The sequence below is a fragment of the Pseudomonas fuscovaginae SE-1 genome (assembly GCF_000364705.1).
Taxonomy (GTDB): domain Bacteria; phylum Pseudomonadota; class Gammaproteobacteria; order Pseudomonadales; family Pseudomonadaceae; genus Aquipseudomonas; species Aquipseudomonas fuscovaginae_A.
Map to the genome: position 1 here is coordinate 1 of NZ_AQOH01000230.1, position 15,299 is coordinate 15,299.

Annotated in this window: 9 protein-coding genes; 3 read left to right on the forward strand and 6 right to left on the reverse strand. The window is 65.6% G+C overall.

Going from position 1 to position 15,299, the window contains the following annotated elements; all coding sequences use genetic code 11:
- Positions 1–249 (forward strand): flagellar hook-basal body complex protein (locus tag K675_RS31055; protein ID WP_037006883.1); only part of this gene is annotated, 249 nt, incomplete at its 5' end.
- A gap of 78 nt (positions 250–327) precedes the next feature.
- On the opposite strand, the gene K675_RS0119705 is transcribed toward K675_RS31055, so the two are convergent.
- From K675_RS0119705 to amaB, 3 genes are all read right to left on the reverse strand, one after another.
- Entirely contained in the window at positions 328–1,716 is a 1,389-nt protein-coding gene (locus K675_RS0119705) for an amino acid permease (RefSeq protein ID WP_017905200.1), read from the reverse strand.
- 243 nt (positions 1,717–1,959) lie between these two features.
- Positions 1,960–3,246, reverse strand: coding sequence for an L-pipecolate oxidase (gene amaA / locus K675_RS0119710; RefSeq protein WP_017905201.1), 1,287 nt, complete (start codon positions 3,244–3,246; stop codon positions 1,960–1,962).
- A gap of 70 nt (positions 3,247–3,316) precedes the next feature.
- The gene (gene amaB, locus K675_RS0119715; RefSeq protein ID WP_017905202.1) at positions 3,317–4,807 is read right to left on the reverse strand and encodes an L-piperidine-6-carboxylate dehydrogenase; all 1,491 of its coding nucleotides are present in this window, start codon (positions 4,805–4,807) and stop codon (positions 3,317–3,319) included.
- A gap of 309 nt (positions 4,808–5,116) precedes the next feature.
- Between amaB and K675_RS0119720 the strand changes: the two genes are divergently transcribed.
- Both K675_RS0119720 and hglS read left to right on the forward strand, forming a co-directional pair.
- Positions 5,117–6,361, forward strand: coding sequence for a 2-aminoadipate transaminase (locus K675_RS0119720; protein ID WP_017905203.1), 1,245 nt, complete (start codon positions 5,117–5,119; stop codon positions 6,359–6,361).
- Between the two features lie 15 nt (positions 6,362–6,376).
- Complete coding sequence (gene hglS, locus K675_RS0119725; RefSeq protein ID WP_026145364.1) at positions 6,377–7,771, forward strand: 2-oxoadipate dioxygenase/decarboxylase HglS; 1,395 nt, start codon at positions 6,377–6,379, stop codon at positions 7,769–7,771.
- A gap of 96 nt (positions 7,772–7,867) precedes the next feature.
- Here hglS and K675_RS0119730 read toward each other — a convergent pair whose 3' ends face one another.
- The 3 genes from K675_RS0119730 to K675_RS31060 form a co-directional block, all read right to left on the reverse strand.
- A complete protein-coding gene (locus tag K675_RS0119730) occupies positions 7,868–9,721 on the reverse strand; it encodes an ABC transporter ATP-binding protein (protein WP_026145365.1) in 1,854 nt (617 codons plus the stop codon).
- Positions 9,722–9,889: 168 nt separating this feature from the next.
- Positions 9,890–14,662 (reverse strand): hypothetical protein, encoded by a 4,773-nt coding sequence (locus K675_RS0119735; RefSeq protein WP_017905206.1) that lies wholly within the window; start codon positions 14,660–14,662, stop codon positions 9,890–9,892.
- A 78-nt stretch (positions 14,663–14,740) separates the two neighbouring features.
- A partial coding sequence (locus K675_RS31060; RefSeq protein ID WP_157383963.1) for a DUF7673 family protein occupies positions 14,741–15,299 on the reverse strand: 559 nt, incomplete at its 5' end.

Below are 15,299 nucleotides of genomic sequence, written 5' to 3' on the forward strand. Positions count from 1 at the left end.
AACCCGGCCGGCCTGCAGGCCATCGGTGGCAACCTGTTCCTGGAGACCGCCGCCAGCGGTGCGCCGCAGGTCAGCACCCCGGGCCTGAACGGTTTCGGAACCACCGAGCAGAGCACACTGGAGGCTTCCAACGTCAGCACCGTGGAGGAGATGGTCCACATGATCACCACCCAGCGTGCCTACGAGATGAATTCCAAGGTCATCAAGACCGCCAGCGACATGCTGGGCAGCCTCACGCAGAAAATCTGAGGGGGGGCTTGCCGCCTGGCGTGACGTGAGTCTCGGGGCTCACGCCACTCCAGGCCCGCCGGTGGGGGCGGGTATGAATCAGTGATGCTTCACGGCTTGCAATGCGGGTCCCGGGCGTTGGCGCAGCAGTCCGGTGATCAGCATCGCCCCGGCCACCGCCGCGGTCATCAGCGTCTCGTAGCGATATGACTCGCTGAACAGCATATAGCCCAGCACCAATGCGATCAGCCCGATCACCAGCCAGGTCAGCCACGGGAACAGCCACATGCGCAGTTCCAGCTGGCGTCCCTCGCGGTCGGCGCGACGGCGCATGCGCAGTTGCGAGACAGCGATCACCAGGTACACCAGCAGGGCGATGGCGCCGGTGGTGGAGAGCAGGAAGCCGAACACCTGACCGGGGAACAGGAAGTTGATGCCGCAGCCGACGAAGCCGGCCAGGGTCGAGATGCTCACGGCCACCACCGGCACGCCACGGCGCGAGATGTAGCGCACGGCGGCAGGGCCGTCACCGCGGCTGGACAGCGAGTAGACCATGCGCGAGGCGGTGTAGAGCCCGGAGTTCATGCAACTGGTCACGGCGATGAAGACCACGATGTCGACCATCAGCTTGGCGCCTGGCACGTTGATCACTTCCAGCGCGCGCTGGAACGAGCCCACCTCCACCAGGCGCGGATCGTTCCAGGCCACCAGGGCGACCACGAAGAAGATCGAGCACAGGTAGAACAGGGCGATACGGTACACCACCAGGTTGGTGGCACGACGGATCTTCGCCTGCGGGTTCTCGGTTTCGTCGGCGGCGATGGTGACGATTTCCGCGCCGAAGAACGAAAAAATGGTGATCAGCACGCCGCCCAGCACGGCACCGAAGCCATGGGGCATGAAACCGCCGTTGGAAAAGATCTGGCCGATGCCCGACACCTGTGGTGCCAGCGGGAAGACGCCGCAGACGGCCAACGTGGCGACCACGATGAAGCCGACGATGCCGATGATCTTGACCAGCGCGAACCAGTACTCGAAGGCGCCGAAGTTGCTGACGCTGACCAGGTTGGTACCGGCCAGCACCACCATGATCAGCAGGGCGTAGGCCCATGACGGCATCATCGGCAGCCAGGCGTGCAGGATGTCGGCGCCGGCAATCGCTTCCACCGGGATGATCAGCACCCAGAACCACCAGTACAGCCAGCCGATGGTGAAGCCTGCCCACGGGCCGATGGCCTCGCTGGCATAGGTGGAGAACGAACCGCTGTCCGGGTTGGAGATGGCCATCTCGGCGAGCATGCGCATCACCAGCAGCACCAGCAGGCCGGTCATCGCGTAGGACAGCAGAATGGCCGGCCCCGCCGTGGCGATGGCCTTGGACGAGCCGATGAACAGGCCGGCACCAATGATGCCGGCAATCGAGATCATCGAAACCTGCCGCGCGGACAGGCCTTTTTTGAGCGTGCGCTCAGGAGCATGTGAAGCCATTGCAGACCCTCATGTACAGGAAGTAGGCGTGCGGCAGGTCCATCGGGCGGTCCTGCCGGGGGCGAGCGGAGCGTCAGGCGTTATACGGCCTGTGTCCGGTCCGTCTGCGTGTTCGAGGCGCCAGCGCAAGGCGCGCTGCGAGTGTGGGTAGAGCCATGGTGATCGTGTCCTGTTTTAGCGAATGCTTTCGGTAGAAAGTGCAGTCATGGTTTTGTTGTTGTCTGGCAGGGACGACGTAGGGAGTTACAGTACGACGCGCAGGCACTGGCCCGCGTGGTACAGGCCGAAGCCGGTGTCGTAGGCGGCGCTGCGCAGTCCTCGGGCGCTGACCGGGTTGGCCTTTGAAAAGGGCATGGGCAGGGCTTGCCTGTCTTCGCCCAGCAGGTATTCGGCCAGGGATTTGCCGACCAGGGTGCCGGTGGTCACGCCGCGGCCGTTGTAGCCAGTGGCGGCGACCAGGCCCGGCGCCGGTTCGAACAGGCGCAGCAGGTGGTCGGGGGTGAAACCGATGCGGCCGGTCCAGGTGCACTGCCAGTCGATCCTGCCCAACTGCGGGAAGTAGTGGCTGGCGATGCGATCGGCCCAGTTGCGGATGAACCACAGCGGGTAGTTCGCCGCATTGCCCAGGCTGCCCAGCAGCAGGCGACCCTCGGCGTCCCGGCGGATGCTCGACAGCACGGTACGTGTGTCCCAGCTGCCTTGTCCGCCCTTGAGTACCTGGTCGGCCTCGGGGCCGGACAGCGGCGTCGAGGCCACCTGATAGTAGTAACCGGCGTAGAAGTGTTTGCTTACCTCGGCCCATTCGCCTTCGGTGTAGGCGTTGGAGGCAATGATGACCTTGCCGGCGCGCACCGAGCCCCTGGCGGTGCTGACGCGCCAGCCGTCTTCGGTGCGGGCCAGGCCGGTCACCGGTGAGTCGCCATGAATCCGTGCACCACGTTGCGCCGCCGCCAGCGCCAGGCCCGAGGCATAGGCCATCGGGTTGACGGTACCGGCACGATGGTCGAGCAGCGCACCCGAAACCTTGTCGGTGCCGCAGGCATCGGCGCAGTCGCGGCCGGTCAGCAGTTCCAGCTTCGCGCCGCGGCGTTGCCATTGTTCGACGCGGTTGCGCAGGTCAGCGAGCCCGGCGGCGTTGTGGGCCATATGCAGGGTGCCGGTGCGGGTGTCCTGGCAGTCGATTGCGTAGCGGTCGATGTGCTCGAACACCAGCGCCGGAGCGCCGCCCAGGGCGCGGTTGAGGGTGTCTCCCGCCGCCTTGCCGAGCACCTTTTCCACGTCATCCGGCGGCACCCAGGTGCCGGCGTTGACCAGCCCGACGTTACGCCCGGAACCACCGTGGCCGACCTGGTGGGCTTCGACGATGCACACCGAGCGACCCGCCTCGAGCAGCCTCAGCGCCGCCGAAAGCCCGGTGAAACCGGCACCGACGATGCACACGTCAGCGTCATGCTCACCGGCCAGCGGGGTATGGTAGGGACGTTGTGGAGTGGCCAGTTCCCATAGACAAGCCTTTTGCAGTTGCGGCATCGAAGCGACTCCCGGTTTCAACGCCATGGAAAAGACAGGGTCATCGGTTTGCGGCGACCCCGGATAGCGGTCAGTCGAACACGATGCCTTGGGCCAGCGGCAGTTCGCGGGAGTAGTTCACGGTGTTGGTCTGTCGGCGCATGTAGCCTTTCCAGGCATCGGAGCCGGATTCGCGACCGCCGCCGGTTTCCTTCTCGCCGCCGAACGCGCCGCCGATTTCCGCACCACTGGTACCGATGTTGACGTTGGCGATGCCGCAGTCGCTGCCGCTCGCGCTCTGGAAGGCTTCGGCCTCACGCACGTCGGTGGTGAAGATGCACGATGACAGGCCCTGGGGCACTTCGTTGTTCAAGCGCAGCGCCTCTTCGAAATCGTCGTAGCCGATGACGTAAAGGATCGGCGCGAAGGTCTCGTGGCGCACCACGGCGGACTGGCCCGGCATCTCCACCAGCGCCGGGCTGACGTAGTAGGCGTTCGGGTAGCGGTCGGCGAGCTGGCGTTCACCGCCGAACACCTGGCCGCCTTCGTCGCGGGCCTGGGCCAGGGCGTTCTGCATGGCGTTGAAGCTCTGCTGGTCGATCAGCGGGCCGATCAGGTTGCCTTCCCGTGGATCGCCGATACGCACCTTGCCGTAGGCGGACTTGACCCGGGCAATGACCTCGGCCTTGACCGAGTTGTGCACGAACAGCCGGCGCAGGGTGGTGCAACGCTGGCCGGCGGTACCGACGGCGCTGAACAGCACGGCGCGCACGGCCAGGTCCAGATCGGCGCTCGGCGCCAGGATCATGGCGTTGTTGCCGCCCAGTTCGAGGATGCTGCGGCCGAAACGCGCGGCGACCCGTGGGCCCACTTCGCGACCCATGCGGGTGCTGCCGGTGGCGCTGACCAGGGCGACGCGGCTGTCGTCGACCAGCACCTCGCCGGCCTGGCGATCGCCGATGATCAGTTGCGCGAGGCCTTCAGGGGCTTCGCCGAAACGGGCCAGGGCCTTTTCGAACAGCGCCTGGCTGGCCAGGGCGGTCAGCGGGGTCTTTTCCGAAGGTTTCCAGATCACCGCGTTGCCGCACACCAGCGCCAGGGCGGTGTTCCAGGCCCAGACGGCGACCGGGAAGTTGAAGGCGCTGATCACCCCGACCACACCCAGCGGATGCCAGGTTTCACGCATGTGGTGGCCAGGGCGCTCGGAGGCGATGGTCAGGCCGTACAACTGGCGCGACAGGCCGACGGCGAAGTCGCAGATGTCGATCATCTCCTGCACTTCGCCCAGGCCTTCCTGGGTGATCTTGCCGGCCTCGATGGACACCAGCTCGCCGAGATCGGCCTTGTGCTCGCGCAGCACTTCGCCGAACACCCGCACCAGCTCGCCACGGCGCGGCGCCGGCACCTTGCGCCAGGCCTCGAAGGCACGCTGGGCAGTGGCGATGCGCGCCAGGACCTGTTCGCGATCCTCAAGCTTGACCGAGCCGATACGGCTGCCGTCGATGGGGGTATGGACCGCGTAGTTGCCTTCGCCATAAGCGTGGGCGGGAACCCCCAGGCGCTGCAGCAGTTGACTGATCATGATTCGGACTCCTTTGGCATTGCGACAGGAACAATTGACGTGGGTCAGTATCAGCGCCGAAAGCCTGGCCGAACAAACGAGCAAAATTCCAAATATCATTCTTTTTAGGAATTCAAAGGGGTAAACCCCCGTGGGGTGAGGACTGATTATGTCGGTCAGCCTCTCTATAAAAGAGTGAGGCGCCGGGGTTTTGGCTGTGATGCATCGAGTTCATGAATGAAAGGAATGAACCCGCGACTATTTATCGTTTGTCTTGCCGGCACCTGCTCGCTTGAATGGAAGCACTTTCACCAGCAACGGCAGCAGGCCATGAATCAGGATTGCATCAGCCAGTCGATCAATATCGTTCACCCCGTGGAACTGACCCACGGGCACAACGCACACGTCTGGGACACCACCGGCAAGCGCTACATAGACTTCATCGGCGGCATCGGCGTGCTCAACCTCGGGCACTGCAACGCGGCGGTGGTCGCCGCCATTCGCGAACAGGCCGGGCGTATGACCCACGCGGCGTTCAACGCCGTGCCTCACGACCAGTACGGTGTCTACATGCGTGCCCTGGCCGCGTTCGTGCCAGTCAGCTATGCGCTCTCCGGCATGCTCACCAACAGCGGGGCGGAAGCGGCGGAAAACGCGCTGAAGATTGTCCGTGGGGCGACCGGTCGCAGCGGCGTGGTCGCCTTTGATGGCGGCTTTCATGGCCGTACCCTGGCGACCCTGAACCTCAACGGCAAGGTGGCGCCGTACAAGCAGAGAGTCGGCAGCCTGCCGGGGCCGGTGTTTCACCTGCCGTATCCCAGTGTCGACACCGGGGTCACCGCTGATCAGGCGCTCAAGGCGCTGGAGCGTCTGGTCAGCGTGGAAATCGCCGTCGAGGACATTGGCGCGATCTTCATTGAGGCGGTGCAGGGCGAGGGCGGGTTCCTCGCGCTGGAGGCGGGCTTTGCCCAGTCGCTGCGGGCGTTCTGCGATCGGCATGGCATCGTGCTGGTGATCGATGAAGTGCAGTCGGGCTTTGGCCGTACCGGCGAGCGCTTTGCCTTTACCCGGCTCGGTATCGAGCCGGACCTGCTGCTGCTCGGCAAGAGCATGGCCGGTGGTGTGCCGCTGGGCGCCGTGGTCGGCCGCCGTGAGCTGCTCGACGCCTTGCCCAAAGGCGGGCTGGGCGGCACCTATTCCGGCAACCCGCTGGCCTGCGCTGCCGGCCTGGCGACGCTGGGGCAGATGACCGATGCCAACCTGGCGCGCTGGGGGCAGGCCCAAGGTGCCGCGATCGTCCGCTATCACGCCGCCTGGAAAGAACGCTTTGCCTGCGTCGGGCGCCTGACCGGTGTCGGCGCGATGCGCGGCCTGGAACTGGTCGATGCCAATGGCAACCCGGCGCCGCAGCATCTGGCCGCGGTGCTGGCCAGTGCCCGGGAGGCTGGGCTGTTGCTGATGCCGAGCGGCAAGGCTCGGCATATCATCCGCCTGCTGCCACCGTTGACCACCGAACCGGCCGTTCTGGAAGAAGGCCTGAACATCCTCGAACAATGCCTGGCGCAACTGGCCTGAGCGGAGACCTGCCTGATGAGCACTTTTGTTTCGCCTGATCGTATTCGTGCCGACTTTTCCCGGGCCATGAGCGCCATGTACCAGGATGAGGTACCGTTGTATGGCGACCTGATGCAACTGGTGGCCGACACCAACCGACGTACCCTGGCGGCGCAGCCGGCCGTGGCACGGGCGCTGGCGCATACCGGCGAGCTGGAGCGGCTGGACCTGGAGCGCCACGGCGCAATCCGCGTCGGCACGGCCATGGAACTGGCGACCATGGGCCGGCTGTTCGCGGTCATGGGCATGCAGCCGGTGGGTTATTACGACCTGACGCCGGCTGGCGTGCCGGTGCATTCCACGGCCTTTCGCGCGGTGGACGAAAGCGCCCTGCGCGCCAGCCCGTTCCGGGTGTTCACCTCGTTGTTGCGCCTGGAGCTGATCAAGGACAGCGAACTGCGGGCCTTTGCCGAGCGCACCCTGGCGGCGCGGCAGATCTTTACCCCGCGCGTGCTGGAACTGATCGACCAGGCCGAGCGCGACGGTGGCCTCGATCAAGCGGCGGCCGGCGAGTTCGTGGCCCAGGCGCTGGAGACCTTCCGCTGGCATGGCCAGGCCACCGTCAGCCTGGCCGACTACCAGCGCCTGGACGGCGCCCACCGGCTGATCGCCGACATCGTCGCGTTCAAGGGCCCGCACATCAATCACCTGACGCCGCGTACCCTGGACATCGACCAGGTCCAGGCCGACATGCCTGGCCGTGGCATCACGCCCAAGGCGGTGATCGAGGGACCTCCACGGCGCCACTGCCCGATCCTGTTGCGCCAGACCAGCTTCAAGGCCCTCAACGAGGCCATCGATTTCGTCGGCCCCCAGGGCGTGGAGCAGGGCAGCCACTCGGCGCGTTTCGGCGAGATCGAACAGCGTGGCGTGGCCCTGACCCCGAAAGGTCGTGCGCTGTATGACGCCTTGCTCGGTGAGGCCCGCGAGGCATTGGGCGGATTCCCCTCGGAGGCCAATGCGCAGCGCTACGGCGAGCTGCTGGCCGATGTGTTCAAGGCCTTCCCGGATGACTACGAGACCCTGCGTCGCGAGCAACTGGCGTTCTTCCGCTACCGGGCGACCGACAAGGGGCTGGCGTCCCGCGAAGCGTCCCGGGACGTCGAGGCGCTGCTGGCCAGTGGTGACCTGGCCTATGAGCCGCTGGTCTACGAAGACTTCCTGCCGGTCAGTGCCGCCGGGATCTTCCAGTCCAACCTCGGCGAAAACGCCCAGGCGCACTACGCGGAACTGGCCAACCGCGACGCCTTCCAGCGCGCGCTGGGCCGGCAGACGCTGGATGAGTTGCAGCTTTACCGGAACGCCGAGCAGGCTTCACTGCATGGCGCCCTGGCTGCTTTGGGGAGCGGCGGTCAGGCTGCTTCCCGCTAGACCGGGACTTCGCCAAGCGACAGAGAAAAGGCCCTCCACATAGCCTGTTCGGGGCCTTTTCAAACGGGATCCGCAATGCGTGGCGCCTGTTTCCCGCTACTCCAGCGCTTCCACCACTCCCAGGTCCTCGCCGAGGAATCCACCACTCTGGTGCTGCCACAGGCGGGCATAGGTGCCATTTTTTTCCAGCAGTTCGCTGTGGGTGCCCTGTTCGATGATGCGTCCGTCATCCATGACGATGAGCCGGTCCATGGCCGCGATGGTGGACAGCCGATGGGCGATGGCGATGACGGTCTTGCCCTCCATCATCTCGTCGAGACTTTCCTGGATGGCGACTTCCACTTCCGAGTCCAGGGCACTGGTGGCCTCGTCGAGCAGCAGGATCGGCGCGTTCTTGAGCATTACCCGGGCAATGGCGATGCGCTGGCGCTGCCCGCCCGACAGCTTGATGCCACGCTCGCCCACCAACGTGTCGTAGCCGGTATGGCCCTGGCGGTCGCTCAGTTGGCTGATGAAACCATCGGCCTGGGCATTCGCCGCGGCGGCGCGGATTTGCGCCTCGCTCGCCTCGGGACGACCGTAGGCGATGTTGTCGCGGATGGAGCGGTGCAGCAGGGAGGTGTCCTGGGTGACCATGCCAATCGAACTGCGCAGACTGTCCTGGGTGACTTGGGCGATGTTCTGCCCATCGATGCGGATCTCGCCGCGGTCCACGTCGTAGAAGCGCAGCAGCAGGTTGATCAGCGTGGACTTGCCGGCACCGGAGCGGCCCACCAGGCCGATCTTTTCGCCCGGGCGGATCTGCAGGCTCAGGCCATCGAGCACCTGTCGTTCACCGTTGTAGTTGAAGCTGACGTTGTCGAAGGTCACCGCGCCGCCCGTGGTCACCAGCTCGCCGGCGTCCGGTGCGTCCTGCACCTTGGGGCCGCGGGTGAGGGTGGCCATGCCATCCTGCACGGTGCCGATGTTTTCGAACAGCGAGGTCATCTGCCACATGATCCAGTGCGACATGCCATTGACCCGCAAGGCCATGGCGGTGATCGCGGCCACGGCACCGGTGCCGATCTCGCCCTGGTGCCACAGCCACAGGGCATAACCCCCGGCGCCCAGGATCAGGCCGACCACCAGCGCCTGATTGACGATCTCGAACTGGCTGACCAGGCGCATCTGGCGAAAGCCGGTGTCCTTGAAGTCTTCCATCGCCGCGCGGGCGAACTGGGCTTCACGCTTGGAGTGCGAGAACAGTTTCACGGTGGTGATGTTGGTGTAGGCGTCCGAGACCCGCCCGGTCATGGACGAGCGTGCGTGGGCCTGTTCCTGGCCGACTTGTCCCAGGCGCGGCACGAAGTACAGCATGGCCAGCCCGAACAGGGCGACCCAGGCCACGAACGGCAGCATCAGTTTCAGGGCGAAGCCGCCGGCCAGGGCGATGATGGCAATGAAGTACACGCCGATACCGGGGAGGATCTCGATGACGGTGAACAGCACTTCGCGTACCGCCAGTGCCGTCTGCATCACCTTGGTGGTGACCCGGCCGGAGAACTCGTCGGAAAAGAACGAGAGGCTTTGCCGCAGCATCAGGCGGTGGAAGTCCCAGCGCAGTCGCAACGGCAGATTGATCGCCAGGACCTGGTGCTGAACCAGGGTGCGCAGCGCCACCAGGCCGATGCTGGTCAGCAGCACGATGCCGATGCCCCACAGCACGCGGCTTTCTCCGTCGCTGGCGGCACCGCCGGCCTTCCAGTCGGCGAGCAGGTCGACCACCTGGCCGAGAAAGGAAAACAGCCAGGCTTCGTAGATCGACACACCGGCGCTGAGCAGCGCCAGTGCGAGGACGTAGCCACGGGCACCGCGGGTGCAGGCCCAGAGAAACCGCAGCAGGCCCATGGGCGGCGGTGGCACCTCGTCGGGCGGGAAGGGGTCGAGCCAGCGTTCAAACGTACGAAGCACGGTGATCTCCAAATGGTGAAGTGGCAGAGAGTCTATCAATAGAGACGGACCTCGATCGAAAAGACACTCATCGGCCCGCTTCAGGATGTTTTCAGGCACTGCTGTGTCTGATTTCGTCTCTGGCCAGGTGCGTCGGAACTGCTCTCGATCCGGCACCAACCGAAACGCTCAACCCACCTTGTCCGGCTCGGTCGCATTGAAAAACAACGCCTGAGCCACGCCCCGATTGAGAATCTCGCCCCGATGGATTTCCAGCGTCAGTTGCGCCCTGCCGCCTTGCCCGGCCTGAATCCTCGTGGCGGCCTGTTCCCGCGCCGCCGCCTGGGCGCGGGCGCCCACTCGACGTTGTGCGAGGGTCTTGATATGTGCGCTGGTGAACTCGCTGTCCGCTGTGGTGGCACTCGGGTAATGAAAGTGCGCGTACCACAGCGGCCGGCCGTCCTTGTGGCTGATCACGTACTCCTGCAGGAAGTCATCCCGCCGCAGCGCCTGCCGCCCTCCGGCCCGGTGAATGTCGACCTGGTCCTGTTCCTTGAGATATTGCAGGCGCGTCAGTTGCGGCAGGTTCTTCTTGATCGCGGCGATACGGGCCGTGCGCCCCTCGCTGACCAACAGCGCGGCGTCCTGGCGCAGGTCGTCGCGCAGGTTTTCGGCGGCTTTTACCTGGTCCGGCCTGGCGCTGCCCTCGGTCAGTACCTCCTGGATATCGTCTGCCAGGGTCGTCAGTTTCCGTGCCTTGTGTTCCAGCAGTTCCTGCAGGCTCTGGGGTTCCTTGCTGGTGCCGGTCAGTGCCATCACCTGGCGAATCAGGGCCTGTACGCCTTCGCGTCCGGCGCGGGCCTGGGTCATGAGCCGGGCCAGGCCCATCTTCTGCCGAGCTGGCGGGGCGGGCGCCGGTATCGTCTTCACTTCCTCCCAGAAACTGTTCTGGGCATCGTCGCGGTTCTCCTTGAAGGCCGACACCAGCCGCCCGTTCGGGTCGGTGATCTCGACGATTTCATCCTCCTGCCCGGCGGGGGGCTCACGCACCTGGCCGACGAATACCTCCCGATTGCGGGTGCGGATGAACTTTTTCCTGCCGTTGCCGGCCGATGGCCCCGGCTTGGGGGCCGGTGCTGCCACGGCTTGCGTGGTGTCGTCCCATAGCCCGGAAAGGCTGTTCAGTGCCCGTTCCCGTAGCTGCCCCAATAGTGTCGACAGACGAGTGGCGTATTCGCGCAGTTGCTGATCCGGCATGCGGCCCTGCAGGAATTTCAGCAGGTCGAGGGTTTCGTCGTAGCGCCCGATCGCCGTCTGCAAGGCGTCGATACGATCCTGGCGGGAGTCTTCGGCACTCAGGCGGTTGATGGTGTTGGTCACGTACTTGGTCTGTTCGGCGCTTTCCTTGATCGCGGCGAAGACCTGATCGTCCAGTTGCAGGGTGATCTGTGCCGGCAGTTCGTCCGTGGTCAAGGCCAGCAGGGTCGGCAGTTGCACCGCCTGCCAGTCCAGTGGAGTGAAGGGCTGTGTCACTTCCCGTTCCAGGGCGGCGGCTTCTGCCGGCCCGATTTCCGGCAGCGCGCGCAGCTCGTCGAGCGCGGCATGCTCGCGGGTGCTCCAGGCGATCTGCCGGTCGGTGAGATCGGCATTGTTCTTCAGGTTGGCGATGACCTGGTCGTAGTGGGTCGCCGTGTCACCGGCAAGCATTTCGCCAATCTGCAGGGCCGTCAGGCTGCCCTCGCGTCCCACCGCCAGGGAGACGTTCAACAGCCTGCGGCAGGTGCGTACGTTGTCGACCAGGGTCGCGGCCAGTGCCTGCGGCTGCGGCACCACCTGGCGATTGTCGTTGAATGCCCTGATCAGGCGAAGTTTTTCTTCCAGCGCGGCCTGCAGCTCGACCAGCTTGTCCAGGTATTCACGGCGCTTGTCGCTGCGTTGACGGTGGGTGAAATTCCTCGCGTCGCGGTCTTCGCTCATGGCTTCCAGTCGTCTGTTTAGGGCTTCGGCCTCGTTGAACAAGCGACTGACCCGGCCCGCCGCCTGGGTCACTTGCCCATGCAGCACGCTGGCGCGGTCGAGCAGCTTGCGTTGCAGGCGTGCCTGCACGGTTTCACGGCCGCTGCCGCCACGCAGGCGTAGGCGCAGATCCAGTTGCCAGCGTCCCTGCCCATCACGCATCAGGAACGGCCCCGGGGTTCCCGAGGCGTCAACCAGGCGGGTTCCCTCATCGCTCCATGCGACCTGGTAGAGCGCATTGTCGATCAGTGCATGCCAGCCCTTGGTGCCGGCCCGGTCGAGGTGCACCAGCCCTTTGCTCGCTCCGCTGGTGGAGACCGATCCGAGGCTTTCGAGCCGTGGGGGGGTATCGAAGGTCCTGACGGTGAACTTCTCCAGCACCTTGCCGGAGGCCGTCGACAAGGCTCCGCGTGGGCTCGACCAGGACAGGTCGAAAGGCGGCTGCCAGCCGCCGTCGACGTCGGTTGGCCCGTTGATCCGTTCGAGCGCGACTTCCCCCTCGAACGCCAGGGGCGTGGGCGCTGGCGCGGGTGAGGGGGGATGGGCAGGCTCTGGTCGATCTGCCGCCACCTCATGCAACAGCACGGCTGCCAGGTTGCTCAACAGATCGGCCCAGGCCTGGGCCCGGGCCTCCTCCTCATCGCCCTGCAGCGCCGCGAGATCCTGGCGAACGCCGCGGTAGAGCAGGATCAACCAGCCGGCCTGGGTCAGCGGGCCGCTGGCGAACATCAGCCATGAGCTGAACAACTGCCAGCCACTGTCTTTCAGACGTGCCCAGCGTTTTTCCGCGTTCGACAGCAGTTGCAGGTCGGCCTGCCGGATCACGGCATCGATGCAGGCCTGGAACAGGTGCTGGACATAGTCCCCGGTGACTTCCTCGCTGTCCAGGGTTGCCGGCGGCGGGGGCGGTGGCAGGGGCGCGGCCTCGTCACCGGGCAATACCGAGCCCAGATGTGGCTCGCGGAAACCGCCGTGGGCATATACCGCGGTTCGGTTGGCCGGGAGCCAGGCCAGCACGTTGTCCTGCAGGGCACCGGGCTGGCCGATCGCGTCGAGGAGTGCCTGTCGGCTGGCATGCTCGCTCAGGGGCGGGTCGAACAGCGGTCGGTAGAGCAGGTGGGGGCCCTGGGTGAGGTCCCGGTATTCGATGAGGAACATGCCCGCGACCTTGTCCGGCCTGGCATCGGCGCTGGTCTTGAAGGCCAGGGGGCGAAGTACGACCGGTCGACCGTCGACCTGTCGCTCATTGGCGTCGAAACTCAGCATCGCGCTGACCAGGCGATAGCCCTTGGCGGTCATTCCCTGTTCGGCCCGCAACTGGAGTTCCAGGGCCACCAGCGGCAGTTGCGCATGGATCTGGCGGAAGAAACGCAGTCGGCGGAACGTGGCATAGTGGGTGTCGTCCAGCAGCCTGTGGCGCAGGTAGGCAGGATAACGGGCACCGATATCCACGTCAGTGACCAGTTCCACCAGGTAGTCGGCCGTCATCCACTCCGGCAGTGGGCCATTGTCGGCAAGTTGGATGAGCATCTTCGTTCCACCGAAACGAAAGTCGTCGAGATTTTCCAGGGCCAGTTCCGGCAGTGTCAGCCGGACCTCCTCGAATTCACCCTGCACATCCGGCGCTAACGGTTTGCGCAGGTACTTCTCCAGCGTGAGCTGGATGTCCTGCATGCGGATCTGCGGCATTTGCGGGTGCCGTCGTGCCATGGTCTGCGCGAGTGCCTGCCGGCTGTATTGTGAGAGGGATGACACGTCGTCGAGCAGGTTGTGCGACGCCGATTTTTCCAGCGCCGTGACCAGGTCCGACAACCGTCCGGCATAGTCGCGCTGCTGTGCCGCCGTTGCGTTGAGCAGCCACAGCGGGGCCGCCTCGCGCACCCGCCGTTGCAGAGGGGAGAGCGGCTCGGGGGCTGGCGGGGCGAACCAGTTCCCGGGGTCGAGCGCCCGCTCGACACGCGTCATCCAGGATTCGCCAGTCCCATCGGCCAGGTTCCGTGGCAGGTGCTCCAGGGTCCGCAACTGATTCTCCAGCAGCGCCCCGGCGAGGTTGTCGAAGACATTGAGTTGCGAGGCGATCAGCTCGAGCCTTCCGAAGTCCGGCAACTGCCCGGGCAATAGCCCCCACAGCTCATTGAGGTCTTGCAGGCGCCGCACGTCGTGACCCGGACGCAGCAGCAGGTACACGAAGGTTTGCGCGGGCTGCTGGCGGGCGAACACCACCGCGACCGGCGTGATACCGGCGCGCGCCTGCGGGGCGCCGACATGCGGCAGATAGGCTTTCAGGACGTTGCGGCCCAGCAGGCTGTCACGCAGGGCCTGCTCTTCGCTGACCAGCGCCTTGGGCAGCAACTGGCTGGCCTGCAACGCCAGGCTGTTGGGCAATTGCCCGGCACCGTACATCGACACGAACAGCAGGTTGGACAGCGCCGCGCAACGGCTGGGCACCCGCGGCGAGTGGCGGTCCCAACCTGGCACCCAGGCATCCGACCCCGGCACCTTGCCGGCCCACTCGGGTACCGGTTCGTTCCAGAACTCGACCAGGCGGGTCTTGAACACTTCGAGCAGGGCATCGCCGTAGCCGTCGAGCGTTGCGCCCAGTCGCTTCAGGTCCAGCGCCGGCAGGGGGATATCCTCGGATGAGCCCGGCGCGCGGCTCACCAGCTTGGAATCGGGGTCGTCGTAGCGCGGGCTTGCGCCCTGGCTGAAGCGGCGCAGCAGCAGTTCGGACAGGCCGGTATAGCGGTAGGTGGCGTCCCGCTGCAATTCTCCCAGCCAGAGGGTTGGCGCGAGGACAGGTTGGCCTTTGATGCCGAGCTTCGGCGCGTGCCGGTCCAGCGCCGCCTGAACCAGCGACTGCGCGACCGACGCCAGGCTCGGTCGCGTGGCGAACAGCGCGCGTGCCGTGTTTCGATATTGTTGAAGTGAGGTCTCCAGCGAGGTCATGAGGCCACAATCCTTGATAAGGGAAAGTGGCCAGTGGATGACAACGCGACAGTCTTGGGGCGGTAGCGGGGTACCGCGTCAGGCGAAGCGCCCCGGCATCGCCCGTTCCACGGCAGCCCCGCGTGGCGCGGAGCGTTGGCGGCGCTCGCCCATCAGGGTGCGCAGCTCGATCCACAGCGTCATCGGGATCGATTGGCAATCCTGTTCCCATTCCTTGTAGAGGGCGGTCGGTACCCTGATCAGTTCGGCGCAGGCTTGCGCAGTGAGGTCGTGCCGGCGACGAAAGGCCTTCAGTTCAGTGCCGGCCGGAGGCCGGGGGGAAAGGCCGAGGACTTCGGGGAACCAGACGGCCAGCAGGGCCCGGGCCCGGGCTTCGATTCCGAGCTGGGCGACGCCGGCGCCACGCTGTTGCAGTTGCACCATCAGTTGAAAGACCAGGGCCATGTCGGCGGCAACGGTTGGCGAGACTTTCCAGGCCACCAGTGAAAGGTCGATGCCACCCACCTCGCCGGGGTAGAACCAGCCCAGCAGGAATACGGCACAACGGGACGCTTCCAGGGTCAGGCCGTCTGCCACCGTGAATAAACGATCCAGCGCTTCCAACTGTTCCCCGAAGTGGCGGCCCGCCGCAATCGTG